The following is a 24,503-nucleotide window of genomic DNA, read 5'->3' on the forward strand; positions in this document are numbered from 1 at the left end:
ACCGACGAGCCGCGGTGAACCGTGCTGCCGCCGAGCGCATGACCGTTCCGGCACCACCGCAGATCCGCCCGTCCCCATCCCCGCAGCGAGGAGACCATCGATGTCCGATGACGCCGATTCCACCGAGCTGCTCTGGCGATCGGTGAAGTCGACGCTCACCGCCGATGAGCGCATCACTCCGCAGCTGCACGGCTTCATCGCCCTCGTCGAACCGCGCGGCGTCATGGCGGGCACCCTCTACCTCGAGGTGCCGAACGAGCTCACCCGCGGCATGCTCGAGCAGCGCATCCGGCTGCCCCTGCTCTCGGCGCTCTCGACCGTCGCCGGCGAGACCGTGTCGAGCTTCGCGATCGTCGTCAACCCCGAGATCCAGCACGACGGCTTCGAGAGCGCGCCCGAGGCGGTCGAGCCGCAGCAGGCCCCCTACATCGACCAGGCCTCCTCCCCGACGCCCGCGAACGTCAACGATCGGCGCAGCGACAGCCGCCTGAACCCGAAGTACAGCTTCGACAACTTCGTCATCGGCGGCTCGAACCGCTTCGCCCACGCCGCCGCGGTCGCCGTGGCGGAGGCGCCGGCCAAGGCGTACAACCCGCTCTTCGTCTACGGCGAGTCCGGCTTGGGCAAGACCCACCTGCTGCACGCGATCGGCCACTACGCCGAGAGCCTGTACCCGGGCATCCGCGTGCGCTACGTGAGCTCGGAGGAGTTCACCAACGACTTCATCAACTCGATCGCGAACAACCGGGCGAGCCTGTTCCAGTCGCGGTACCGCGAGATCGACATCCTGCTGATCGACGACATCCAGTTCCTGCAGGGCAAGGACTCCACGCAGGAGGCCTTCTTCCACACCTTCAACACGCTGCACGACCACAACAAGCAGGTCGTGATCACGAGCGACCTGCCGCCGAAGCACCTCACGGGCTTCGAGGACAGGATGCGCAGCCGCTTCGAGTGGGGCCTCATCACCGACGTGCAGGCGCCCGACCTCGAGACCCGCATCGCGATCCTGCGCAAGAAGGCGCAGAACGACAAGCTGCAGGTGCGGGACGACGTGCTCGAGTACATCGCCTCGAAGGTGTCGAGCAACATCCGCGAGCTCGAGGGCACCCTCATCCGGGTGACGGCCTTCGCGAACCTCAACCGCACGCCCGTCGACATGCAGCTCGTGCAGACCGTGCTGAAAGACCTCATCACACTCGACGAGGACAACGTCATCGCGCCGGTCGACATCATCAATCACACCGCGGCCTACTTCAAGCTCACGGTCGACGACCTCTACGGGTCCTCCCGCTCGCAGGCGGTCGCCACGGCCCGGCAGATCGCGATGTACCTCTGCCGGGAGCTGACGAACCTGTCGCTGCCGAAGATCGGCCAGCTGTTCGGCAACCGCGATCACACGACGGTGATGTACGCGAACAAGAAGATCAGCGAGCTCATGAAGGAGCGCCGCTCCATCTACAACCAGGTGACGGAGCTCACCAGCCGCATCAAGCAGAACCACCGCTACAGCTGATTCAGCGGCTCCACATCCCCTTCTCCTGGCGCGATCCGGGATGCGGCCCGGGCTCACGCCCGGGCCGTTTCGTCGCTCTCCCACAGGTTCCTGCCAGGTTCAGGGGTGGTTTCGCACACTGTTGACAGCCTGTGGATAACTGGGGATGACGGTGGTGACGGATTGTGGATTCAGGGCCTCGGCCTGTGGGGGAGCATCCCGATCGGCCGCCGACCATCCCCTTAACCTCGTGACCCTTCCCGAGACCTGTCCACAAATCACACGCGTGTGGTTTCCCGGTTTTCCCGGCTTTCCACCGAGTTATCCACACTGTGCACAACCGTTAATGCTGTTGCTCTTCGTTCTTCATTCAAGCTCGAGGGGATAACCCTGACGGGGTCGGCGAACGACACGTTCCCCCGTGGCCGCAGTGTGCCACTATGGGAACCCGCGCTCCACCGTGCGGATTTTCTTGTCATACCGAGAGGCAGCCGCGTGAAGTTCCAGGTCAATCGCGATGTGTTCGCCGATGCCGTGTCGTTCGCCGTCAAGCTGCTTCCCCAGCGCACCACCCTGCCGATCCTGAGCGGCGTGCTGCTGCGCGCCGAGGGCGACACCCTCACGCTCTCGAGCTTCGACTACGAGGTCTCGGCGCAGACCCAGGTCACGGCCGACATCGAGGAGGGCGGCACGGTGCTCGTCTCCGGCCGGCTGCTCAGCGACATCGCCTCTCGCCTGCCGAACGCCCCGGTGGAGTTCACCCGTGAGGAGAGCAAGATCGTCGTGCGCTGCGGCACCGCGCGCTTCACGCTCTCGATGATGCCGGTCGAGGAGTACCCCAGCCTTCCTGTCGTGGACGGCCCGAGCGGCGTGCTGCCCGGCGACTCCTTCGCCGACGCGGTCGGCCAGGTGGCCGTGGCCGCCTCGCGCGACGACGTGACCCCAGTCATCACCGGCGTGCAGCTCGAGATCGCCGACAACCGCCTGTCGCTCGTCGCGACCGACCGCTATCGCGTCGCCGTCCGCGAGATCGACTGGGAGTCCTCGGCCGTGGCCGAGGGCGTCACGGCTCTCGTGCCCTCGCGCACCCTGTCCGAGATCGGCAAGATCTTCTCCCACACGACGCAGGTGACCGTCACGATCGTCTCCGGCGGCGACCGCGAGCTCATCGCGTTCTCCTCGGCCGAGAAGACCGTCACCTCGCTGCTCATCAAGGGCAACTTCCCGCCCGTGAAGCGGCTCTTCCCCGAGACGGTCGACAACTACGCGGTCATGAGCACCGCCGAGCTCATCGAGGCCACCCGCCGCGTCTCCCTCGTGCTCGAGCGCGACGCCGCTCTGCGCTACAGCTTCTCGGTCGACGGCCTGACCCTCGAGGCCCTCGGCAGCGAGAACGCGCAGGCCTCCGAGACGATCGACGCGCATCTCGTCGGCGTCGACACGGTCGTCTCCCTCAAGCCGCAGTTCCTCATCGACGGACTCGCCGCCGTGCACAGCGAGTTCGTGCGCATCTCGTTCACGAAGACCGACAACCCGAACAAGCCCGGGCCCGTGCTCATCACGAGCCAGTCGTCGAAGGACCAGCCCGGCGCCGACAACTACCGCTACCTGCTGCAGCCGAACCTGCTGCTGCGGTAGCGCCCCCGCGTGCACGTCACCCACCTCTCGCTCGTCGACTTCCGCAACTACGGGCGGGCCGAAGTCGAGCTCGCCCCCGGAACCGTCCTGTTCGTCGGGCGCAACGGGCAGGGCAAGACCAACCTCGTCGAGGCGATCGGCTACGCGAGCACCGTCTCCTCGCACCGCGTTTCGACCGACCAGGCGCTCGTGCGCTTCGGCGCCGAGGCCGCGATCGTGCGCATGCGGGTGCAGCACGAGGACCGCGCGCTCGTCGTCGAGGTGCAGATCAACCGCACCGGTGCCAACAAGGCGCAGGTGAACCGCGGTGCCATCCGCGTGCGCGAGCTGCCCCGGTACTTCTCGAGCGTGCTCTTCGCCCCCGAGGATCTCGCGCTCGTGCGCGGCGAGCCCTCGGGTCGCCGCGCGTTCCTCGACACCCTCGTCGTGCAGCGCACCCCGCGCTTCGCCGGCGTCATGGCCGATTACGACCGCGTGCTGCGGCAGCGCAACTCGCTGCTGAAGTCGGCGCGGGCATCGCGCATCCCGGCCGACGCGCTCACCACGCTCGACGTGTGGGACGACCGGCTCGTCGAGCTCGGCACCGAGCTCATGATCGCGCGGCACGAGCTCGTCTCCGCGCTGCGACCCTTCATCGGGCAGGCCTACCGCGCGGTCGCGGGCGATGATCACGCGGTGCGCGTCGGGCTGCAGGTGTCGATCGACGGCGAGAGCGGCGTCCCCTCGTTCGATGAGGATGCCCCGCTCGAGGTCGATGTGGTGCGCGAGCGGTTCCGCGCCGCGGTCGCCGCCCGCCGGCGCGCCGAGCTGGATCGCGCGGTCACCCTCGTCGGCCCGCACCGCGACGACCTCGTGCTGGAGCTCAACGGTCTGCCCGCCCGCGGCTACGCCAGCCACGGCGAGAGCTGGTCGTTCGCGCTCGCCCTCAAGCTCGCCTCCGCCCAGGTGCTGCGGGCCGAGGCCGTGGCCGGCGATCCGGTGCTCGTGCTCGACGACGTCTTCGCCGAGCTCGACGAGGGCCGGCGCGAGCGGCTCGCGGACGCGGTCGGCGACTTCGAGCAGGTGCTCATCACCGCGGCGGTCGGCGGCGATGTGCCGGCCCGGCTGCGCGCGACGACCGTGACGATCGCGGCGGGCGCCATCGTCGAGCCGGATGCCGCCCCGTCGGCCGCCACCGTGCCGGAGCCCGCGACGCCGCTCGCCGCCACCGTTCCCACAGGTGTGGATAACCCTGGGGAGAAGAGTGCGATAAACACATCCGACGATCAGCTTCCCGGCGCTGCGGATAGCGAGGCGGATTCGACACCGGTGACCGTGGCGGGCGACCCGGAGGGCCGGGAGTGATGGCGCGGCGTCCGGACGGCGAGGACTCGGAGGCCTCGGCGGTGTACCAGCGCCTGCGCGGCATCTTCGGCGATCCGGCGCTGCGCTCGCGCGACGGGCGCAAGCGCGCGGCCGCGAAGCGCGACCGCACCGATTCCGCCCCGTTCGGCGTCGGGCGTGATGCGTCGGGACTCGGCGACGTGCTCGAGGGGATGACCCGGCGCATGGGCTGGTTATCGCCGCTGGCGAAGGGCGAGCTGCTGCTCGACTGGCCCGACCTCGTCGGCCCCGACGTCGCCGCGCACTCCCAGCCCGTCGGCATCGAGGACGAGGTGCTCACGGTGCAGTGCGATTCGACGGCGTGGGCGACGCAGCTGCGGCTCATGCGGGCCGAGATCCTCACGACGATCCTGCGCCGCTATCCGGATGCGCAGGTGACGAGCATCCGCTTCGACGGACCGGGCGCACCGAGCTGGAAGCGGGGCCCCCGATCGATTCCCGGTCGCGGCCCCAGAGACACGTACGGCTGACGACGGCGAATCACCCCGGGCGGGTGACGAAATCTCCCCAGAGAGCCGTTCTGACGCCGGTGAGGGCCCGTTTCTTGGTAGGATCGAACGGTCGTCGACGACCCCCGTTCGGGGTCGACGGTCGGCCGCAGAGTCCCTGATCGACTCGCACGCTCGACCCTCATGGTCGATCCGCGTGCCCGATCGGGCGAGATCAACCGTCGGGAGCGCAATTCCATATGACCACCACCCCCTCCACCCCCGAGTCGGATGAGGCGTACGGCGCGAACCAGATCCAGGTGCTCGAAGGGCTCGAGGCGGTGCGCAAGCGCCCGGGCATGTACATCGGCTCCACCGGCCCGCGCGGCCTTCACCACCTCGTCTACGAGATCGTCGACAACTCGGTCGACGAGGCGCTCGCCGGCTTCTGCGACTCCATCGAGGTGACGATCCTCGCCGACGGCGCCGTGCGCGTCGTCGACAACGGCCGCGGCATCCCCGTCGACATCCACCCCGTCGAGAAGAAGTCGACCGTCGAGGTCGTGCTCACGATCCTCCACGCGGGCGGCAAGTTCGGCGGCGGCGGCTACGCCGTCTCCGGCGGCCTGCACGGCGTCGGCAGCTCGGTCGTCAACGCCCTCTCGCAGAAGCTCGAGGTCGAGGTGCGCCGTCAGGGGGCGGTCTACCGCCAGAGCTATCAGCACGGCGTGCCGGATGCCCCGCTCGAGAAGGGCGAGGCCTCGACCGAGAACGGCACCACCATCACGTTCTGGCCGAACGACGAGATCTTCGAGACCGTCCACTTCGACTACGAGACGCTGCGCAACCGCTTCCAGCAGATGGCCTTCCTCAACAAGGGCCTGCGCATCGCGATCACCGACGAGCGCGCGCACGACGCCGACCCGGAGGAGCTCGAGGGCACCCCCGCCCTCGATGCGGCGGCGACCGAGGCCGGCCCGCGCCGCGAGGAGTTCCTCTACGAGCAGGGCCTCGTCGACTACGTGCAGTTCCTGAACTCCTCGAAGAAGATCGAGGTCGTGCACCCCGAGATCATCTCCTTCGAGTCGGAGGACACCGAGCGCCGCATCGCCCTCGAGGTCGCGATGCAGTGGACGACCGCCTACAGCGAGAGCGTGCACACCTACGCGAACACGATCAACACCCACGAGGGCGGCACGCACGAGGAGGGGTTCCGGGCGGCGCTGACGACGCTCGTCAACCGCTACGCGCGCGAGAAGGGCCTGCTGAAGGAGAAGGAGGAGAACCTCTCCGGCGACGACGTGCGCGAGGGATTGACCGCCGTCGTCTCCATCAAGCTCGGCGAGCCGCAGTTCGAGGGCCAGACCAAGACGAAGCTCGGCAACACCGAGGCGAAGTCCTTCGTGCAGAAGGTCACCGGCGAGTTCCTCGGCGACTGGTTCGAGCGCAACCCCGGCCAGGCGAAGGACGTCATCCGCAAGGCGCAATTCGCCGCCTCGGCCCGCCTCGCGGCGCGCAAGGCGCGCGAGCAGACCCGCCGCAAGGGCCTGCTCGAGTCGGGCGGCATGCCCGGCAAGCTCAAGGACTGCCAGTCGAAGGATCCCTCGCTCAGCGAGATCTTCATCGTCGAGGGCGATTCGGCCGGCGGCTCGGCCGTCCAGGGCCGCAACCCCGAGACGCAGGCGATCCTGCCCCTGCGCGGCAAGATCCTCAACGTCGAGAAGGCGCGCCTCGATCGCGCGCTCGGCAACGCCGAGATCCAGGCGATGGTCACCGCCTTCGGCGCGAGCATCGGCGAGGAGTTCGACGCGGCGAAGGTGCGGTACCACAAGATCGTGCTCATGGCCGATGCCGATGTCGACGGCCAGCACATCACCACGCTGCTGCTCACCCTGCTCTTCCGCTACATGCGGCCGCTCATCGAGAACGGCTACGTCTACCTCGCGCAGCCGCCGCTGTACCGCCTGAAGTGGACGAACGCCGACCACGAGTACGTCTTCAGCGACCGCGAGCGGGATGCCCTGCTCGAGGCCGGCCTCGCCGCGGGCCGGCGCATCCCGAAGGACAACGGCGTGCAGCGATACAAGGGTCTCGGCGAGATGAACCACCAGGAGCTGTGGGAGACCACGATGAACCCCGACACCCGCACGCTGCTGCAGGTGACGCTCGACGACGCCGCGATCGCCGACTCGGTCTTCTCGACCCTGATGGGCGAGGACGTCGAGTCGCGCCGCACCTTCATCCAGCAGAACGCGAAGGATGTGCGGTTCCTCGACATCTAGTCGAGCATCCCGCCCCCACCCCCCATTTCTCCCCCTCCCGATTGAGGACGTGACACATGGCCGACGACATCACCGACGTCGACGACAGCACCAGCCCCGGCCCCGGCGGCAAGGTCAACCAGGTCGACCTGCAGCTCGAGATGCAGCGCTCGTACCTCGACTACGCGATGAGCGTCATCGTCGGGCGCGCGCTGCCCGACGTGCGCGACGGGCTCAAGCCCGTGCACCGCCGCGTGCTCTACGCGATGTTCGACGGCGGCTACCGGCCCGATAAGGCCTTCTCGAAGTGCTCGCGCGTCGTCGGCGACGTCATGGGCCAGTTCCACCCGCACGGCGACTCGGCGATCTACGACGCCCTCGTGCGCCTCGTGCAGCCGTGGAGCATGCGGTACCCGCTCGCCTCGGGCCAGGGCAACTTCGGCTCGCCGGGCAACGACGGCGCGGCCGCCCCCCGGTACACCGAGACCAAGATGGCTCCGCTCGCCATGGAGATGGTGCGGGACATCGAGGAGAACACGGTCGATTTCCAGGACAACTACGACGGCCGCACGCGCGAGCCGAGCATCCTGCCCTCCCGGTTCCCCAACCTGCTCGTCAACGGCTCCGTGGGCATCGCCGTCGGCATGGCCACGAACATCCCGCCGCACAACCTGCGCGAAGTGGCCTCGGCCGCGCTCTGGCACCTCGAGAACCCCGACGCCTCGCGCGAGGAGCTGCTCGACGCGACCCTGCAGCGCATCAAGGGGCCCGACTTCCCGACCGGCGCGCAGATCCTCGGCATCAAGGGCATCCAGGACGCCTACCGCACCGGCCGCGGCTCGATCACGATGCGCGCGGTGGTGACGGTCGAGGAGATCCAGAACCGCACCTGCCTCGTCATCACCGAGCTGCCGTACCAGGTGAACCCCGACAACCTCGCGATCAAGATCGCCGACCTCGTCAAGGAGGGCCGCCTCACCGGCATCGCCGACATCCGCGACGAGTCCTCGGGCCGCACCGGTCAGCGCCTCGTCATCGTGCTCAAGCGCGACGCCATCGCGAAGGTCGTGCTCAACAACCTCTACAAGCACACCCCGCTGCAGGACAACTTCGGCGCCAACATGCTCGCGATCGTCGACGGCGTGCCCCGCACTCTGCCGATCGACGGCTTCATCACGCTGTGGACGGCGCACCAGATCGAGGTCATCGTCCGGCGCACCCAGTACAGGCTCGACAAGGCCGAGGCGGACGCCCACATCCTGCGCGGCTACCTCAAGGCGCTGGATGCTCTCGACGAGGTCATCGCCCTGATCCGCCGCTCGCCCACCGTCGAGGAGGCCCGCGACGGCCTGCAGGAGCTGCTCGACGTCGACGAGCTGCAGGCCAACGCCATCCTCAGCCTCCAGCTGCGCCGCCTCGCCGCCCTCGAGCGGCAGAAGATCCAGGAGCAGGCGGAGGAGCTCGAGCGGCTCATCGCCGACTACAAGGAGATCCTCGCCAGCCCCGAGCGCCAGCGCACCATCGTCTCCGACGAGCTCGGCGAGATCGTCGCCAAGTACGGCGACGACCGCCGCACCGAGATCATGTTCGGCTTCGACGGCGACATGAGCGTCGAGGACCTCATCCCCGAGGAGGAGATGGTCGTCACCGTCACCCGCGGCGGGTACATCAAGCGCACGCGCAGCGACAACTACCGCTCGCAGCACCGCGGCGGCAAGGGCGTCAAGGGCGCGCAGCTGCGGGCCGACGACGTCGTCGAGCACTTCTTCGTGACGACCACCCACCACTGGCTGCTGTTCCTCACCACCACCGGCCGGGTCTACCGGCTCAAGGCCTACGAGGTGCAGGAGGCCGGGCGCGACGCCCGCGGCCAGCACGTCGCCAACCTGCTCGCCCTGCAGCCGGGGGAGGAGATCGCGCAGATCCTCGACATCCGCGACTACTCCGCCGCGCCGTACCTCGTGCTCGCCACCCGCCGCGGCCTCGTCAAGAAGACCGCGCTCACCGAGTACGACACCAACCGCACGGGCGGCATCATCGCCATCAACCTGCGCGAGGGCGACGAGCTCGTCTCGGCGATGCTCGTCGAGGACGACAGCGACATCCTCCTCATCTCGCGCGGCGGCATGTCGGTGCGCTTCACCGCCGGCGACTCGGCCCTGCGCCCCATGGGCCGCTCCACCTCCGGCGTCATGGGCATGACCTTCCGCGGCGACGACCACCTGCTCTCCGCCTCCGTCGTGCACGACGGCGGATCGGTCTTCGTCGTCACCGAGGGCGGCTACGCCAAGCGCACCGCCGTCGACCAGTACCGCGTGCAGGGCCGCGGCGGCCTCGGCATCAAGGTGGCCAAGCTGAACGACGACCGCGGCGGTCTCGCCGGCGGCATCATCGTCGGCGACGACGACGAGGTGCTCGTCGTGCTCGCCAGCGGCAAGGTCGTCCGCTCCGCCGTCTCCGAGGTGCCCGCCAAGGGCCGCGACACCATGGGCGTCGTCTTCGCGCGACTCGCCGAGGACGACCGCATCATCGCGATCGCGCGCAACAGCGAGCGGAACCTGGAAGAATCCGACACTGAACCGGTGGACGACCCGTCCGCCGTTGACGCCCCGGCGACCGACGCGGTCGACGAGGCCGGGAAGGACGCCTAAGTGAGTACCGTCGCCGAGAAGCTGCAGCGCAAGTCGCAGCGCTCCGTGCCCACCAAGCAGGTGCGCCTCAAGCTCGTGTACGTCGACTTCTGGTCGGCGGTGAAGCTCTCGTTCCTCCTCGCCGTCTGCGGTGCGGTCGTGCTGCTCGTCGCCACGTTCTTCGTCTGGGTCGTCATCTCGAGCGTGGGCGTCATCGGCGAGGCGCAGGAACTGCTGACGAGCATCCTCGGCGAGAGCGCCGCCAGCCTCACCTCGTTCCTCGCCCTGCCCCAGGTGATGCTCTTCGCCGGCGTCGTCGCCGTGCTCAACGTCGTCGGCGGCACCGCGCTCGGCGCCATCGGCGCGCTGCTGTACAACCTCAGCGTGCGCTTCACCGGCGGCCTGCTCGTCGGCTTCACCAACAACTGATCGCACCCTCGCCCGATTACGGGTGAGGTGGCCGGGTCGTGTACAGTCGTCCTCGGTCCACGGGGATATAGCTCAGGCGGTTAGAGCGCTTCGCTGATAACGAAGAGGTCCGAGGTTCAAGTCCTCGTATCCCCACTGCATTTATTGTCCCGCCGCCGCTACTGCGGCGTGACGCTCGCTTCGCGTCACGAGCGCGGTCGCGACGCTCCGCGTCCGACGTGAGTGTGCGAGCACCTGCACCGGCGCAGCAGCCTCTGTAGGGTGGGATGCACGGGGCCTTAGCTCAATTGGTAGAGCGCCTGCTTTGCAAGCAGGAGGTCAGGAGTTCGATTCTCCTAGGCTCCACGGTGTTTTCTGCCACGCCGCCGCTTCTGCGGCGTGACGTTCGCTTCGCGTCATGAGCGCGGTCACGACGCTCCGCTCCGCCGGGGCCGGGATGCTCGCATCCGGCTCGTCGGTGAGTCGGGAAGCTTCTCGTGCGGGCGGGTCGGGCTGATCCCTGCGCCGCGTTCGCGCCGGTTTCTCGTTAACGAGGAACGGCGCCCCGGAGGGCGCCGTTCGGTGGTGCGAGGGGCTCAGACGGCGGGCGTGGGGCGCGCCGTCGTGGGGGCCTCGCCCGGCTCGGGCTCGTCCTCGACCCAGAGGTCGTCGTCGGGGCGCAGCGTCTGCCAGGCCGCGTAGGCGATGCCGGCGACCGCGACGACGCCGAGACCGATGAGGATGAACGTGCCGGGCCCGTGCTTCGGCTTCACCTCGACGAGGCCCAGGCGCTGGCCGGCCTTCGTGGCGACCTCCTGGCTCGCGCGGGATGCCGTCTTGATGGCCTCGCGCAGGTGCTTGTCGCGGGCGACCTCGAGCGCGGCGAGCGCGGAGCCGACGGCCCCGGTCACGGCCGGCACGACGTCGTCGGTGAGGGTGTGCTTCGTGACGTGGCCGGCGTGGCGCACGGCGCCTACGGTCGAGTCGACGGCGGGGGCGAGGCGGCGGTCGTACGAGTCGCGGACCCGGGGTGCGACGTCCCGGCGGGCGACGTCGCCGACGGTGACGCCCGCGGAGCGGAGAACCTTCGCGGCGTGATCCAGAACCTCGCGCTGCTCACCCCAGACGTTCTCGGCGGCTCCCCGCAGCTTCTTCAATTCGCGGCGGCGCTTGCGTGACAGTCCCATGACGGTCCTCCAAAGGGTGGCGATCGGTGTCGCCCCCATCCTGGCACTGTCCCTGCTCGCACCCAACCCGCGAGGATCAGATGCTCAGGAAGCGCCAACGAGGCCCCGTGGGAGAATGGTAGCCATGTCGATCCACACTGCAGTCGCGACCGTCCACACGACCCTCGGCGACATCCGCATCAACCTGTTCGGGAACCACGCGCCCAAGACCGTCAAGAACTTCGTCGGCCTCGCCACGGGCACCATCGAGTGGACCCACCCCTCCACCGGGGAGAAGAGCACGAAGCCGCTCTACGACGGCGTGATCTTCCACCGCATCATCAAGGAGTTCATGATCCAGGGCGGCGACCCCCTCGGTCAGGGCATCGGCGGGCCGGGCTACGAGTTCGACGACGAGATCCACCCCGAGCTGCAGTTCTCCGAGCCCTACCTGCTCGCCATGGCCAACGCCGGCAAGCGCGGCGGCAAGGGCACCAACGGCTCGCAGTTCTTCATCTCGACCATCCCCACCCCGTGGCTGAACGGCAACCACACGATCTTCGGCGTCGTCGCCGACGACGAGTCGCGCAAGGTCGTCGACGCCATCGAGGCGACCCCGACCGACGGGCGCGACAAGCCGCTGACCGACGTCACCATCACGAGCATCGACGTCGTCGAGGTCTGATGACCCACCCGGAGGAGGGCGGCGCGGCCGCCGCGGCAGGCCCCTCGGTCTGCTACCGGCACGCCGACCGCCCCTCCTTCGCGCGGTGCCAGCGCTGCGGCCGCACGATCTGCGGCGAGTGCCAGACCCCGGCGGCGGTGGGGGTGCACTGCCCCGAGTGCACGGCCGCGGCACGAGCATCCGCCCCCCGCACCGCCTCGCCGATGGCCCGGGCCTTCCGCCGCGGCTCGAGCACGCCCGTCGTCACCTACTCGATCATCGCGGTGACCCTCGCGGTGTACGTGCTGCAGCTCATCAGCGGCGGCGTCGTCACCAACGCGCTCGGCTACGCACCGGTGCTGACGCTCGATCAGCCGTGGCGGATGCTCACCGCGGCCCTCGTGCACAGCCCCGGCTCGATCTTCCACCTGCTGTTCAACATGTACGCCCTGTTCGTCCTGGGGCCGCTGGTGGAATCCTTCATCGGGCGAGCACGACTGCTGGCCGTCTACTTGCTGTCGGCGCTCGGCGGCTCGGTCGCCGTGCTCTACCTGGCGCCGGCCACCTTCGTGATCGGCGCTTCGGGCGCGATCTTCGGCCTGTTCGGAGCGTTCTTCGTCATCCAGCGGCGGCTGGGCGGCAGCAGCATCCAGTTCATCGTGCTCATCGGCCTCAACCTCGGGCTCGGCTTCATCGTGCCGAACGTCTCGTGGCAGGCGCACGTGGGCGGGCTCGCCGTCGGCGCTCTCCTCGCGCTCATCATGGTGCGCATGCGGCGGCCGGCGCAGCAGCGGCTGCAGGTCGGCCTCATCGCCGCCGCGGGCGCGCTGCTCATCGCGATGACAGTGCTGCGATTCGCGCTGCTGTAGCGCGCTGCGAGAGCTCTCCGGCATGGGACGAGGAGTTATCCACAGGTGATTCCACACTGGGGATAATCACACCGGTGTTATTCGACCCCCTCTTCGGGGGGTGCGGCCGGGATGGCGGCAGGAGTGACGAGGGGTGGGTCAGCGCCAGCGGGTCGTCATGAGGAAGCCGATGAACATGATGCCGAAGCCGACCATGATGTTCCAGGCGCCGAACTGCGGCACGGGCCACGAGGTGCCGCTGAGGTAGTAGACGATGATCCACAGCAGCCCGACGAGCATGAAGCCGAACATCACCGGCTTGAACCAGACCGGGTTGAGGGCGTCCTTGCCGCTGGGCGTGCCGGCGCTGTCTAGGGTGCTCGTTCCTCGGGCCATGGCGCCATTGTACCCGCGGTGCCGCTGAGCCGGAATGCGCTCGGGTGCGGCCATTACACTGTGGCCATGACCGCCCCGACGACCGCCCCCCGTCGCGCGCAGGTCCGCGCCCGGCGGCGGCGTCCCGTGGCGCATCGCCGCGCCTCCGTGCTGGGGGTGCTGGGCGAGCTGATCATGACCGCCGGGGTGATCGTGCTGCTCTTCCTCGGCTGGTACCTGTGGCTCGGCGACGTCATCGCCGGCTCGGCGCAGAACGAGGCGGGGCAGGAGCTGCGGGAGCAGTGGCAGGTCGACGAACCGCCCTCGACGGACGGCGGGCCGGTCGCCGGAACGCCGCAGGATCTCGCGATCGCGCCGGTGCTCGAGGAGCCCGGGGCCGTCGCTGATCGCTTCGGCACCATGCTGATCCCCCGATTCGGCGCCGACTACGTGCGCACGATCGCGCAGGGTGTCGAACTGCGCGCGGTGCTCAACGACGTCGAGACCGGCATCGGCCACTACCCCGGCACGGCGATGCCCGGGGCGGTCGGCAACTTCGCCGTCGCCGCGCACCGGACGACCTACGGCGCGCCCTTCAACCGCATCCTCGAACTGCGGGCCGACGACAGCATCTACATCGAGACCGAGGCCGGCTGGTATCAGTACGCGGTCCGCAGCTCGGAGATCGTGGCCCCGAGCGCGGTCGACGTGCTCGAGCCGGTACCCCGCCAGCCCGGCGCCGAACCCACGGAGCGCATCCTCACCATGACCACCTGCCACCCGCTCTTCTCGGCCGCCGAGCGCGCCATCGGATACGCCGTCATGACGGCCTGGTACCCGCGCGAGGGCGGCGCCCCCGCCGAGGTCATCGACAACGGCTCGGTGGGCGCCTGATGTACGCGGCGCTCTGGCGGGTGCTACCCGGCCCGGCGTGGGTGCGGGTGATCCTGCTGATCGTGCTCGCGGCGGCCGCGCTCGCGGCCCTGGTGACCTGGGTGTTCCCGTGGGCGGCCGACACCCTGCTCCCGCAGGACGTCACCGTGGGTGACCTCTAGCGTGCGCGTTCTCGTCATCGACAACTACGACAGCTTCGTCTACACCCTCGACGGCTACCTGCAGCAGCTCGGGGCGGAGACCACGGTGGTGCGCAACGACGTCGTCGAGGGGTCCGCATCGGCCGAGCTCATCGCCGAGTACGACGCGGTGCTCGTCTCGCCCGGCCCCGGCGCCCCTGCCGAGGCGGGCGTCTCTATCCCCGTCGTGCACTCCGCCATCGCGACCCGCACCCCGCTGCTCGGCGTCTGCCTCGGGCACCAGGCGATCGCCGAGGCGCTCGGTGCGACGGTCACCCACGCCGAGGAGCTCATGCACGGCAAGACCTCGCAGGTGCACCACGACGGCAGCATGCTGTTCGCGGGCGTGCCCGAGCACTTCCGCGCGACGCGCTACCACTCGCTCGCCGTCGTCGACGGCACCGTTCCCGATGAGCTCGAGGTCACCGCGCGCACCGAGGGCGGCGTCATCATGGGCGTGCGGCACCGCGAGGCCCCCGTGCACGGCGTGCAGTTCCACCCCGAGTCGGTGCTCACCGAGGGCGGCTACCGGATGCTCGGCAACTGGCTCGCGGAGGCCGGCCTGTCCGAGGCCCGCGTCGCGGCCGAGGGCCTGAGCCCGCTGGTCTCGCTCGGCGCACGCCGCCCCTGAGGCCGGAGCGCCCGCGCGCCGCGCGCATCCACCCCGCCCTCGGCGAGCCGGCCGGCGCGACCTCCCGGTCGAGCGCCGCCCGCCGCGCCTAGTTGGCGCAGTAGCGCAGCGTCACCGAGGAGCCCTGCGGCTGGTCGCCCGGCGGCAGCGACTGCCCCGTGACCCCGCCGCCCGAGCAGGAGAAGTCGCCCTCGGGGGTGACCGTGAGCTGCAGCTGGGTGCTCAGCTGCGTGATGGCCTCGCCGACGGCGAGCCCGCGCACGTCGGGCACGGTGACGAGGCCGCTGGAGACGATGAGGTTGATGGTGCTGCCCTGCCGCAGCGAGGTGCCGCCGGCCGGGTCGCTGCGCACGACGACGTCCTGCGGCACGGTGGGGGAGTTCTCGGACGTCACCGTGCCGAGGACGAGGCCGCGGCTCTCGAGGGCGGCGCGCGCCGCGTCGAGCGTGATGTTGTTGACGCTCGGCACATCGGTGACGGGGGCGCCGGAGGAGATGACGACGATGACGTCCTGCCCCGGCGAGACGGTGATGCCGCCGCTCGGATCGGTGCGCAGAACCTCCCCCTCGGGGACGTCGGCGTTCGGCTCGCGCGTCGGCGAGGCCTCGAGGTTCGCCTCGATGAGCTGCTGCTCGGCCGCCTCGTACTGCTCGCCCACGATGTCGGGCACGACGACGGAGAGGGCGTTCTCGAGGTTGTTGCGCTCGAGGGTGAAGGCCCAGAAGAGCACGGCGGCGACGACGACGGCGAGGACGGTGATGCCCGCCCAGACCCAGGCGACGGGCGGCCGCGGCTGCGTGCGGGTGCGGCGCTCGTCCTCGTCGACGCTCAGCTGGCGGATCGCGGCCTCGGTGCCCGCGGTGGCCTGCGGGTTGACGCCGAACAGGCTGGCCGTGGGGTCGGGGGAGGACAGGTCGCCGCGCTGCGGCGGCACCTGGCCGTCGGCGGCGGTCGCGACGTCGGCGCGGAAGTCGGCCGCGGTCTGGAAGCGCGAGAAGCGGTCCTTCGCCAGGGCGTGCAGCACGACCGAGTCGAGCGAGGGGGAGACCTGCGGGTTCAGCGCGCTCGGCGCGACGGGCGCCTCGCTCACGTGCTGGTAGGCGACGGCGACGGGGGACTCGCCGCGGAACGGGGCCCGCCCGGTGAGCATCTCGAACAGCACGACGCCGGTGGAGTAGAGGTCGCTGCGGGCGTCGACCGTCTCGCCGCGGGCCTGCTCGGGCGAGAAGTACTGGGCCGTGCCGAGGATGGTGCTGGTCTGCGCGACGGTGGCGGAGGAGTCGGAGATCGCCCGGGCGATGCCGAAGTCCATCACCTTGACCTGCCCCGCGGGCGTGATCATGATGTTGCCCGGCTTGATGTCGCGGTGCACGACGCCGGCCCGGTGCGAGTACTCGAGCGCGGTGAGCACGCTCTCGATGATGCGGCAGGCCTCGGCGACGGGCAGTGGGCCCTCGGCGATGAGGTCCTTGAGCATGCGGCCGTCGACGTACTCCATGACGATGTAGGGCACGACGGTCTCGTCGCCCGCGCCGTCGGTGCCGGTCTCCTCGCCCGCGTCGAAGACGCGCACGATCGTGGGATGCGCCATGCGCGCCGCGGCCTGGGCCTCCTGGCGGAACCGGGTGCGGAACACGGGGTCGCTCGCGAGGCTCGACTTCAGCAGCTTGACGGCGACGCGGCGGCCGAGCCGGGAGTCGGTGGCGGCGTGCACGTCGGACATGCCGCCGCGGCCGATCAGCTCGCCGAGCTGGTACCGGCCGGCCAGCAGTCGCTCGCTGTGCGCGACTCCGTCCACTGTGCTCCTCGTGTTCTGCCGCCGACAGGTCGGGTTCGGCTGCGGTCAGTGTAGGTGTTCGGGGTGAAGGCCCGTCGGTTACGGCGCGGTGCCCTCCGCGGGCGGAGTGCTCGGCGACGGGGTCGGGGCGGGCTCGGCCGGCGCCGCGGTGATGGGCCGCGACAGCTCGGACGAGCGCTCGGACTGCAGGTCGCCGCAGATGGCCACGTAGCTGACGGCGAGCGTGCCGCTGTCGGCGAGGCGCACCGTCATCGACGTCGTCCCCGCGGGAACGGGGTTGCCCTGCGCGGGCGTGCCGCCCGTCGTCGTGAAGTTGTAGCCGCTGAGCGTGAAGCCGGCGGGGCAGCCGTTGTAGGCGGGCCAGCTCAGCACCACCTCGGTGCCGCCAGGGTAGGGCTCGCTGCCCGGCGTGATCGCGAGATCCTGCGGCGCGGACGGTGTCGGCACCTCGGTGTAGAAGGTCAGCGTCATGACCGTGCCCTCGGGCACGTTGCCGGCCTGCGGGCTGACCCGGTACGAGAGGCCGACCTGGCCCGCCTCGGGTGCCGCGTTGCCGTCGACGGCCTCGAAGCCGAGCCCGAGCTCGGTGGCCTTGGCCTGCGCCTGCTCGCGCGTGAGGTTGAGCCACTCCTCCTGCACGATCTCGACCGTGGTGACCTCGGGGCTGGGGGTGCTGCTGGGCGTCGAGGACACCGTGGGCGCCGCGCTGGTCGGCGCGGGCTCGGAGTCGTTCGGCGGGAAGAAGATCGCGATGAGCGCGCCGACGACGAGCACGACGAGCAGACCGATGAGCGCGATGAGCGGCCACGTCCACGGGGAGCGCTTGCGCTCGGGCTGCTCGTCGACCGCCGTCGCGGCGGCTGCGGCACCGGCACCCCCGGCGACGGCCCCCGCGGCGGTCATCACCCGGGTGGCGTCGTCGTTGCCGGCTGTGGGCATGACGCGGGTGGCGTCAAGGGCCGCGGCTGCTCCGGCGATGGCGGGCACGATCGCGACGGCGCCGGCGACGTCGCCGCGGCGCAGGGCCTGCGCCGCGCGGGCGAAGTGCTGCGCCGAGGCAGGCCGGGCATCCGGCTTCTTCGCGATCGCCGAGAAGACGAGGTTGCGCACCGGCTCGGCCACCGTCACGGGCAGCTCGGGCGGGGCCTCGTTGATCTGAGCCATGGCGATGGCCACCTGCGACTCGCCCGTGAAGGGGCGGCGGCCGGCGAGGGCCTCGTAGGCGACGATGCCGAGCGAGTAGATGTCGGTCGAGGGCGATGCGGGATGCCCGCTCGCCTGCTCGGGAGACAGGTACTGCACCGTGCCCATCACCTGACCGGTCGCGGTCAGCGGCACCTGATCGGCGATGCGCGCGATGCCGAAGTCGGTGATCTTGACGCGGCCGTCGGGCGTGAGCAGCAGGTTGCCCGGCTTGATGTCGCGGTGCACGAGGCCGGCCTGGTGGGCGGCGTGCAGGGCGCTCGCGGTCTGGGCGACGATGTCGAGCACCTGATCGGTGGAGAGCACGCGCTCGCGCTCGAGCACGGTCGACAGGGCCTCGCCGGGGACGAGCTCCATCACGAGGAAGGCGCTGCCCTCCTCCTCGCCGTAGTCGTAGACGTTGGCGATGCCCTCGTGGTTGACGAGAGCGGCGTGCCGGGCCTCGGCGCGGAACCGCTCGAGGAAGCCCGGGTCGCCCAGGTACTCGTCCTTGAGGATCTTGATGGCGACGGTGCGCCCGATCACCAGATCGGTCGCCTGCCAGACCTCGCCCATGCCGCCGATGGCGATCCGGGAGAGCAGCTGGTACCGCCCACCGAAGGTGAGTCCGCTCGTGGGTCTCATCTGTTCAGCACCGCCTCAAGTACCTGCTTCGCGATCGGAGCCGCGAGCGAATTGCCGGATCCGGATTGTCCTTGCCCACCGCCGTCCTCCACCACGACGGCGATGGCGACCTGCGGGTCGTCCGCCGGGGCGAATCCGGTGAACCAGAGCGTGAAGGGCTCATCGGCGCCGTTCTCGGCGGTGCCCGTCTTACCGGCCACCTCGACGCCGTCTATTCTGGCATTACTCGCGGCGCCGTTCGGCCCCGAGACCCCGTCCACGAGCAGGCTCGTGAGCGTCGCCGCGGTGCCCCCGCTGATCGGCTGCCCGAGCAGCGTCGGCTGCGACTGCTCGATGGTCGAGAAATCGGGGGCCAGGATGCTCTCCACGAGCGTCGGCTGCATCAGGTTGCCCCCGTTCGCCACCGCCCCGGCCATCATCGCCACCTGCAGCGGTGTGACGCGCACGTCGAACTGGCCGAAGGACGAGAGCATCAGCTGCGCGTCGTCGAGGCCGGAGGGGAAGCTCGACGGGGTGGTCGCCATCGGGATGTCGTACGACTCGCCGAAGCCGAAGGCCTCGGCGTACTCCGCGAGGGTCTCCTCGCCCAGCTCGAGCCCGAGCTCGGCGAAGGGGATGTTGCAGCTGAGCCGTAGGGCGTCGGCGATCGTCACCGTCTCGCCCGGGCCGCAGGTGCCGCGGCTGGCGTTGGAGATGACGTTGGTCGACTGCGGCAGCTGCAGCGAGGCCGGGTTCGGGAACGCGTCGTCCGGTTCGAACTCGCCGCTGTCGATCGCGGCCGCCGTGACGAGCACCTTGAACACGGAGCCGGGGAAGTAGAGGTCCCCTCCGATGGCGCGGTTCTGCAAGGGGGCCGCGGGGTCGGCGATGAGGGCGTCGTACGACTGCAGCACGCTCGCGGTGTCGTGCGAAGCGAGCAGGTTCGGGTCGTAGCCCGGCGTCGACACCATGGCGAGGATCTCGCCGGTGGCGGGGTCGAGGGCCACGACGGATCCGGAGCGGTCGCCGAGGGCATCCCGCGCCGCCTGCTGCACGGTCGCGTCGATCGTCAGCTCGACGGATGCGCCGCGCGGGGGCTGGCCCGTGACGAGCGCGTTGAGCTGATCGAGGAACTGCTCGTCGGCCTGGCCGGCGAGGAACTCGTTGAGCGCGCCCTCGACGCCCGTGCTGCCCTGGTTGAGGGTGAAGTAGCCGGTGACGGCCGAGTACAGCTCGGGCTGCGGGTAGACCCGCAGGAACCGGTACTCGTCGTCGACCGGGGTCGACTCGGCGATCGCGACGCCGTCGACCAGGATCTGCCCGCGCTGGGCGGAGTAGCTGTCGAGCACGGCCCGGCGGTTGTTGGGGTTCGCGTCGAGCGACTCGACCGCGAAGACCTGGATGACGCTCGTGGAGATGAAGAGGGCGAGGAACATCGTCAGGGCGACGACGCTCACGCGGCGCAGTTCTTTGTTCATCAGTCGTCGACCACCAATCGCGGCTGGTGGTGCACCGTGTCGGAGAGTCGCAGCAGGAGCGCGGCGATGATCCAGTTGGCGACGAGGGAGGAGCCGCCCGCCGCGAGGAAGGGCGTCGTGAGCCCGGTGAGGGGGATGACGCGGGTGACGCCGCCGATGACGATGAACACCTGCAGCACGATCACGAAGGAGAGGCCGACCGCGAGCAGCCGGCCGAAGTCGTCGGGGCCGTTGAAGCCGATGCGGAACCCGCGGGCGACGAGCAGCAGGTAGAGGCCGAGGATGGCGAAGAGGCCGACGAGCCCGAGCTCCTCACCGAGGGCCGTGATGATGTAGTCGCTCTCGGCGAGGGGGGTGAGGTCGGGGCGACCCTGGCCGAGGCCCGTGCCGATCAAGCCGCCGTTGGCCATGCCGAACATGCCCTGCACGAGCTGGTAGCTGCCGCCGATGGCCTCGTAGATCTCGGGGTTGAACGAGTCGAGCCAGGCGGCGAAGCGGCCCTCGACGTAGGTGAGGGTGCGGCTGGCGATCGCCGCGCCGCCGAGGAACAGCCCGAGGCCGAGCAGCACCCAGCTGAGCCGGCCCGTCGCGATGTAGATCATCACGACGAAGAGGCCGAAGTAGAGCAGCGAGGTGCCGAGGTCGCGCTGGAAGATGAGCACGCCGAGCGAGGCCACCCAGATGATGAGGATGGGGCCGAGGTCGCGCGCGCGCGGCAGCTGCACCCCGAGCACGCGCCGGCCCACCATCGACAGCGAGTCGCGCGCCGTGACGAGGTAGCCGGCGAAGAAGATCGCGAGGGCGATCTTCGCGATCTCGCCGGGCTGGAAGGTGAAGCCCGCGACGGCGATCCAGAGGCGGGCGCCGTTGATGACGGTGCCGAGCCCCGGCACGAAGGGCAGCAGCAGCAGGGCGATACCGACGGCCATCGCGACGTAGCGGTAGCGGGCGAGGGCGCGGTGGTTGCGCACGACGAGCAGCACGACGAGCGCGAGCACCATGGCGATGGCCATCCACATCATCTGGCGCAGCCCCAGGCCGTCCCAGCCCTCGTAGCCGCGCGCGATGTCGATGCGGTAGATCATCGCGATGCCCAGCCCGTTGAGGGTCGTGATGATCGGCAGGATGAAGGGGTCGGCATCCCGCGCCACGAAGCGCAGCGCGATGTGCATGACGAGCGCGAGGCCCGCGAGCCCGGCGCCGAAGCCGAGCACGGTGGCGTCGATCTCGCCGAGCGCGCCGAGCTGCACGAGCGCGATCGCGCCGGCGTTGATGACGGTCGCGAGCGCGAGCAGCAGCAGCTCGAGGTTGCGCAGGCGCGCGGGCTGCTTGATGGTCAGCACGATCGACTGCGTGAAGCTCAGACGCGGATCCTCGGCGGGCGCGCTGCGAGCGTCGCCGGGGGCGCCGGCGGTGACGGGCGCCGTCATGGGCGCGGTGGGATCAGTCGGCGACACCCTGCAGCCTCTCGACGATGGAGAACGCGGCGGCGCGGTCGTCGGCGTTGATCGTCGCCTCGACGCTCTGCCGGCTGAACGGGGGCAGGCTCGAGACGGGCACGTCGCTCTCGAACTCGACGCTCGACAGCGGGATGGGGCCGATGCCCTGCTGCACGCCGCGGAACACGGCGACGTTGCCGTCGGAGACGCCGACGTAGTAGCGCGTCTGCGTCCACTGGTAGCCCGCGACGAGCGCGCCCACGATGATCGCGACGATGAGCGTGATGCCGACCGACCAGGTGATGCGGCGGCGGATGCGGCGGCGGCGGTCCTCGGCGATGAGCTCGCGCAGGAACTCCTCGGACTCGGGCTCGAAGTGCTCGTTCTCGGCGGGCGAGGCCGACTTGAGCGGGTGCAGCAGCAGGTCGGGCAGGCTGCGGCGGCGTACCGCTGCGCTCGTCTCGTAGGCGGGCGGCTTGCTGGCCGAGCCCACCATGAGGGGGCGGGATGCCGCGCTCGAGTCGTCCTCGTCGACCCCCACCACCACGACCGTGACGTTGTCGGGCGCCCCGTGGTCGAGGCTGTCGTCGATGAGCGTCTGCACCGCGTCCTCGGCGCTCGGAACGCTGCCGAGCACCTCGGCGATCTTCTCCTCGGTGACGTACCCGCTGAGGCCGTCGGAGCAGAGCAGCCAGCGGTCGCCGGGCCGGGTGTCGACGACCATCGTGTCGATCTCGGGCGTGATGTCGACGTCGCCGAGCACGCGCATGAGCACCGAGCGGCGCGGGTGCACCGCGGCCTCCTCCGGCGTGATGCGGCCGGAGTCGACGAGGCGCTGCACGAAGGTGTGGTCCTTGGTGATCTGCTCGAGCGAGCCGTCGCGCCAGCGGTAGATGCGCGAGTCGCCGATGTGCGCGATGACCATGCGGTCGCCGACGCGCACCATGCCGCTGACCGTCGTGCCCATGCCGGTGAGCTCGGGGTGCTCGAACACGGCCTCGGCGAGCTCCTGGTTGGCCTCGAGCAGCGCTTGCGCGAGCTCGCTCTCGGCGGCCTCGGGGCTCTCGAAGGCGTGGTCGGTGTGCGCGATGGCCTGGATGGCGAGGGCGCTCGCGACGTCGCCGCCCGCGTGGCCGCCCATCCCGTCGGCGACGACGAAGAGGTGGTCGCCGGCGTAGCCGGAATCCTGGTTGTTGGCCCGGATCTTGCCGACGTGCGAGGCGGCCGCGGTACGCGTCGTCATAGGCCTACCGTCGCAGCTCGAACGTCGTCGTGCCGATGCTGACGGGGGTGCCGGTGGGGACGGGGGTCGGGATGCTCACGCGCTTGCCGTCGAGGAAGGTGCCGTTCGTGGAATCCAGATCCTGGATCATCCACTTGTCGCCCCACAGCATGAGCCGCGCGTGATGGGTCGAGGTGTAGTCGTCGCGGATGACGAGGCCCGAGTCGGCCGAGCGGCCGATCGTGAGCTGCTCGTCGCCGAGCTCGAGCTCGATGCCCTCCTTCGCGCCGGAGGTGATGACGAGGCGGCGGGCGGGCGGACCTGCCGCCTCCGCGGCCGCCGCCGACGCGCGCGGTGCGGCGCTCATGGCCTCGGTGGGGGCGGAGGCGCTCGCCGGCACGGGGGCGGGCGCGGCCGCCGGGGCGGCGACCGGGACGGGGGCCGGGGTCGAGGGGGAGCCCTTCTCGGGCATCCGGCGCACCTTCTGGCCGAAGAGATCGCTGCGCAGGGCGTAGACGATGGAGAAGACGAAGGCCCACATCAGGATGAGGAACCCGATCTGGAGGAGGAGGAGGGTCAGCCCGCTCATCGTGCGCCCCCTCTGCCGTCGTCGCGGCCGCCCGACGCGGGCCGGCCCTTCTCGGCGCGGGCGAGCACCCGGAAGAGGATGCGCGTACGACCGATCTCGATGACGCTATCGGGCGGGAGCGCCGCCTGGGTGAAGCGCTCACCGTTCAACAGCGAGCCGTTCGTCGAGCCGAGGTCGTTGACCTGGCCGCGCTCGCCGTTCCACAGGATCTCGATGTGCTTGCGGCTCGTGCCCGAGTCGTCGAGCGTGATGTCGGCGTCGGAGCCGCGCCCGATGACCGTGCGCGATCGGGTGATCGGGTGGCGGGTGCCGTCGATGTCGAGCACGGGCATCCACACCACGGAGCCCTTGACGCTCGCCGACTCGACGCGCACGACGCCCTCGGAGAGCGAGGAGTCGTCGACGAGCGAGATGCGGATGCCGCCGGGGAAGGTGTAGCGCTGCGCGGCCGCGTGCTTCTGCACCAGCTCGGTGAGCTCGTCGATGAGCGTCTCGCCGAGCGAGGACATGCGCTGGAAGTCGGGAGAGGAGAGGCGCAGGGTCAGATCGTTCGGCGCCAGGATGCGGTCGCGCGAGACCACGGCGGCCTTCGTATCGAGCTCGCGCCGCAGCGCGGCCGAGAGCTCGACGGGCTGCACGCCGCTCTTGAACGTCCTGGCGAAGGCGCCGCCGACGGCGCGCTCGAGCCCGCGCTCGAAGCTGTCGAGAAGCCCCATGTCGCGACCTCCTTCAGCGATGGACTGCTTGAGAGGATAGTCGGATGCGCTGGCCGGTCGGGGTGCACCGAGGGCTCATGGGGGTCGGGATGCGCCGATTCGCAGGGCTCTCCAGGGGTCGAGCGGCGGCGTTCGGGGGCGCTCGCGAGGGGTCGCGGCGCCGGTCCGGGCGGGGCCGGCGGGGTGCGGCGGGCGGGCCCTGCCGGGTGCGGCGGGACGGTGCCGCTGTGCTAATCTCGCTGAGTTGTCGGGCGTTCTGCGCCCGATGCGCGCGAGTGGCGGAATTGGCAGACGCGCTGGCTTCAGGTGCCAGTGTTCGAAAGGACGTGGGGGTTCAAGTCCCCCCTCGCGCACCAGGTCTCATGACCTCGGTGCCTCAGCTTCAGCAGGGCGGAACCGCTTCGATCGAGTGACTCGGTCGGGGCGGTTCCGTCGTTCCGCGTCGGGCCCGCGAG

The 24,503-nt window shown here is 70.2% G+C and carries 21 protein-coding genes and 3 tRNA genes; 15 read left to right on the forward strand and 9 right to left on the reverse strand.

The genetic code is table 11. From position 1 onward, the window contains the following. Positions 1-100 precede the first annotated feature (100 nt). The 9 genes from dnaA to HGB54_RS00045 all read left to right on the forward strand — a co-directional run bounded on the left by dnaA (position 101) and on the right by HGB54_RS00045 (position 10,609). Positions 101-1,516, forward strand: a complete 1,416-nt coding sequence (dnaA, locus tag HGB54_RS00005; RefSeq protein ID WP_168914636.1) for a chromosomal replication initiator protein DnaA — start codon at positions 101-103, stop codon at positions 1,514-1,516. Positions 1,517-1,990: 474 nt separating this feature from the next. Beyond that, positions 1,991-3,133 carry a DNA polymerase III subunit beta gene (gene dnaN / locus HGB54_RS00010; RefSeq protein ID WP_168914637.1) on the forward strand — a complete coding sequence of 381 codons (1,143 nt, stop codon included), beginning with the start codon at positions 1,991-1,993 and terminating at the stop codon, positions 3,131-3,133. 9 nt (positions 3,134-3,142) lie between these two features. Next, positions 3,143-4,477 carry a DNA replication/repair protein RecF gene (gene recF / locus HGB54_RS00015; RefSeq protein ID WP_168914638.1) on the forward strand — a complete coding sequence of 445 codons (1,335 nt, stop codon included), beginning with the start codon at positions 3,143-3,145 and terminating at the stop codon, positions 4,475-4,477. Beyond that, entirely contained in the window at positions 4,477-4,986 is a 510-nt protein-coding gene (locus tag HGB54_RS00020; protein WP_168914639.1) for a DUF721 domain-containing protein, read from the forward strand. The genes recF and HGB54_RS00020 overlap by 1 nt, the downstream gene beginning before the upstream one ends. Before the next feature lie 218 nt (positions 4,987-5,204). Further along, a complete protein-coding gene (gyrB, locus tag HGB54_RS00025; RefSeq protein ID WP_168914640.1) occupies positions 5,205-7,226 on the forward strand; it encodes a DNA topoisomerase (ATP-hydrolyzing) subunit B in 2,022 nt (673 codons plus the stop codon). Between the two features lie 56 nt (positions 7,227-7,282). Next, positions 7,283-9,856 (forward strand): DNA gyrase subunit A, encoded by a 2,574-nt coding sequence (gene gyrA, locus HGB54_RS00030; RefSeq protein ID WP_168914641.1) that lies wholly within the window; start codon positions 7,283-7,285, stop codon positions 9,854-9,856. Next, positions 9,857-10,264 carry a DUF3566 domain-containing protein gene (locus tag HGB54_RS00035; protein ID WP_168914642.1) on the forward strand — a complete coding sequence of 136 codons (408 nt, stop codon included), beginning with the start codon at positions 9,857-9,859 and terminating at the stop codon, positions 10,262-10,264. Between the two features lie 61 nt (positions 10,265-10,325). Further along, positions 10,326-10,399, forward strand: a tRNA-Ile gene (locus tag HGB54_RS00040). 137 nt (positions 10,400-10,536) lie between these two features. After that, a tRNA-Ala gene (locus HGB54_RS00045) sits at positions 10,537-10,609 on the forward strand. 230 nt (positions 10,610-10,839) lie between these two features. Here the strand turns inward: HGB54_RS00045 and HGB54_RS00050 are convergent. Beyond that, positions 10,840-11,430 (reverse strand): hypothetical protein, encoded by a 591-nt coding sequence (locus HGB54_RS00050; protein ID WP_168914643.1) that lies wholly within the window; start codon positions 11,428-11,430, stop codon positions 10,840-10,842. Between the two features lie 124 nt (positions 11,431-11,554). On the opposite strand from HGB54_RS00050, the gene HGB54_RS00055 reads away from it, so the two are divergent. Next, positions 11,555-12,094, forward strand: coding sequence for a peptidylprolyl isomerase (locus tag HGB54_RS00055; RefSeq protein WP_168914644.1), 540 nt, complete (start codon positions 11,555-11,557; stop codon positions 12,092-12,094). Then, complete coding sequence (locus HGB54_RS00060) at positions 12,094-12,942, forward strand: rhomboid family intramembrane serine protease (protein WP_168914645.1); 849 nt, start codon at positions 12,094-12,096, stop codon at positions 12,940-12,942. The genes HGB54_RS00055 and HGB54_RS00060 overlap by 1 nt, the downstream gene beginning before the upstream one ends. 138 nt (positions 12,943-13,080) lie before the next feature. On the opposite strand, the gene HGB54_RS00065 is transcribed toward HGB54_RS00060, so the two are convergent. Next, complete coding sequence (locus tag HGB54_RS00065; RefSeq protein WP_168914646.1) at positions 13,081-13,317, reverse strand: cell division protein CrgA; 237 nt, start codon at positions 13,315-13,317, stop codon at positions 13,081-13,083. 66 nt (positions 13,318-13,383) lie between these two features. Between HGB54_RS00065 and HGB54_RS00070 the strand changes: the two genes are divergently transcribed. Genes HGB54_RS00070 through HGB54_RS00080 form a run of 3 tightly spaced genes read left to right on the forward strand, consistent with a single transcriptional unit; the run spans position 13,384 to position 15,000 of the window. Beyond that, positions 13,384-14,190, forward strand: a complete 807-nt coding sequence (locus tag HGB54_RS00070) for a class E sortase (protein WP_168914647.1) — start codon at positions 13,384-13,386, stop codon at positions 14,188-14,190. Then, positions 14,190-14,351, forward strand: coding sequence for a hypothetical protein (locus HGB54_RS00075; RefSeq protein ID WP_168914648.1), 162 nt, complete (start codon positions 14,190-14,192; stop codon positions 14,349-14,351). The genes HGB54_RS00070 and HGB54_RS00075 overlap by 1 nt, the downstream gene beginning before the upstream one ends. Further along, positions 14,341-15,000: an anthranilate synthase component II gene (locus HGB54_RS00080; protein WP_168914649.1), complete on the forward strand. Its 660-nt coding sequence runs from the start codon at positions 14,341-14,343 to the stop codon at positions 14,998-15,000. The genes HGB54_RS00075 and HGB54_RS00080 overlap by 11 nt, the downstream gene beginning before the upstream one ends. Positions 15,001-15,088: 88 nt before the next feature. On the opposite strand, the gene pknB is transcribed toward HGB54_RS00080, so the two are convergent. The 7 genes from pknB to HGB54_RS00115 all read right to left on the reverse strand — a co-directional run bounded on the left by pknB (position 15,089) and on the right by HGB54_RS00115 (position 24,048). Further along, a complete protein-coding gene (pknB, locus tag HGB54_RS00085) occupies positions 15,089-16,798 on the reverse strand; it encodes a Stk1 family PASTA domain-containing Ser/Thr kinase (RefSeq protein WP_228545848.1) in 1,710 nt (569 codons plus the stop codon). A 78-nt stretch (positions 16,799-16,876) separates the two neighbouring features. Then, positions 16,877-18,625: a protein kinase domain-containing protein gene (locus tag HGB54_RS00090; RefSeq protein ID WP_168914650.1), complete on the reverse strand. Its 1,749-nt coding sequence runs from the start codon at positions 18,623-18,625 to the stop codon at positions 16,877-16,879. Beyond that, a complete protein-coding gene (locus HGB54_RS00095) occupies positions 18,622-20,082 on the reverse strand; it encodes a peptidoglycan D,D-transpeptidase FtsI family protein (RefSeq protein WP_168914651.1) in 1,461 nt (486 codons plus the stop codon). Before HGB54_RS00095 ends, HGB54_RS00090 begins: the two co-directional genes overlap by 4 nt. Continuing rightward, positions 20,082-21,512, reverse strand: coding sequence for an FtsW/RodA/SpoVE family cell cycle protein (locus HGB54_RS00100; protein ID WP_168916709.1), 1,431 nt, complete (start codon positions 21,510-21,512; stop codon positions 20,082-20,084). Before HGB54_RS00100 ends, HGB54_RS00095 begins: the two co-directional genes overlap by 1 nt. Positions 21,513-21,525: 13 nt before the next feature. Then, the gene (locus HGB54_RS00105; protein WP_168914652.1) at positions 21,526-22,764 is read right to left on the reverse strand and encodes a Stp1/IreP family PP2C-type Ser/Thr phosphatase; all 1,239 of its coding nucleotides are present in this window, start codon (positions 22,762-22,764) and stop codon (positions 21,526-21,528) included. Between the two features lie 4 nt (positions 22,765-22,768). After that, positions 22,769-23,332 carry an FHA domain-containing protein FhaB/FipA gene (locus HGB54_RS00110; protein ID WP_168914653.1) on the reverse strand — a complete coding sequence of 188 codons (564 nt, stop codon included), beginning with the start codon at positions 23,330-23,332 and terminating at the stop codon, positions 22,769-22,771. Then, a complete protein-coding gene (locus HGB54_RS00115) occupies positions 23,329-24,048 on the reverse strand; it encodes an FhaA domain-containing protein (protein WP_168914654.1) in 720 nt (239 codons plus the stop codon). The genes HGB54_RS00110 and HGB54_RS00115 overlap by 4 nt, the downstream gene beginning before the upstream one ends. A 269-nt stretch (positions 24,049-24,317) precedes the next feature. On the opposite strand from HGB54_RS00115, the gene HGB54_RS00120 reads away from it, so the two are divergent. Further along, positions 24,318-24,404, forward strand: a tRNA-Leu gene (locus HGB54_RS00120). Positions 24,405-24,503 lie beyond the last annotated feature (99 nt).

This window comes from Microcella flavibacter, assembly GCF_012530535.1.
Lineage (GTDB): Bacteria > Actinomycetota > Actinomycetes > Actinomycetales > Microbacteriaceae > Microcella > Microcella flavibacter.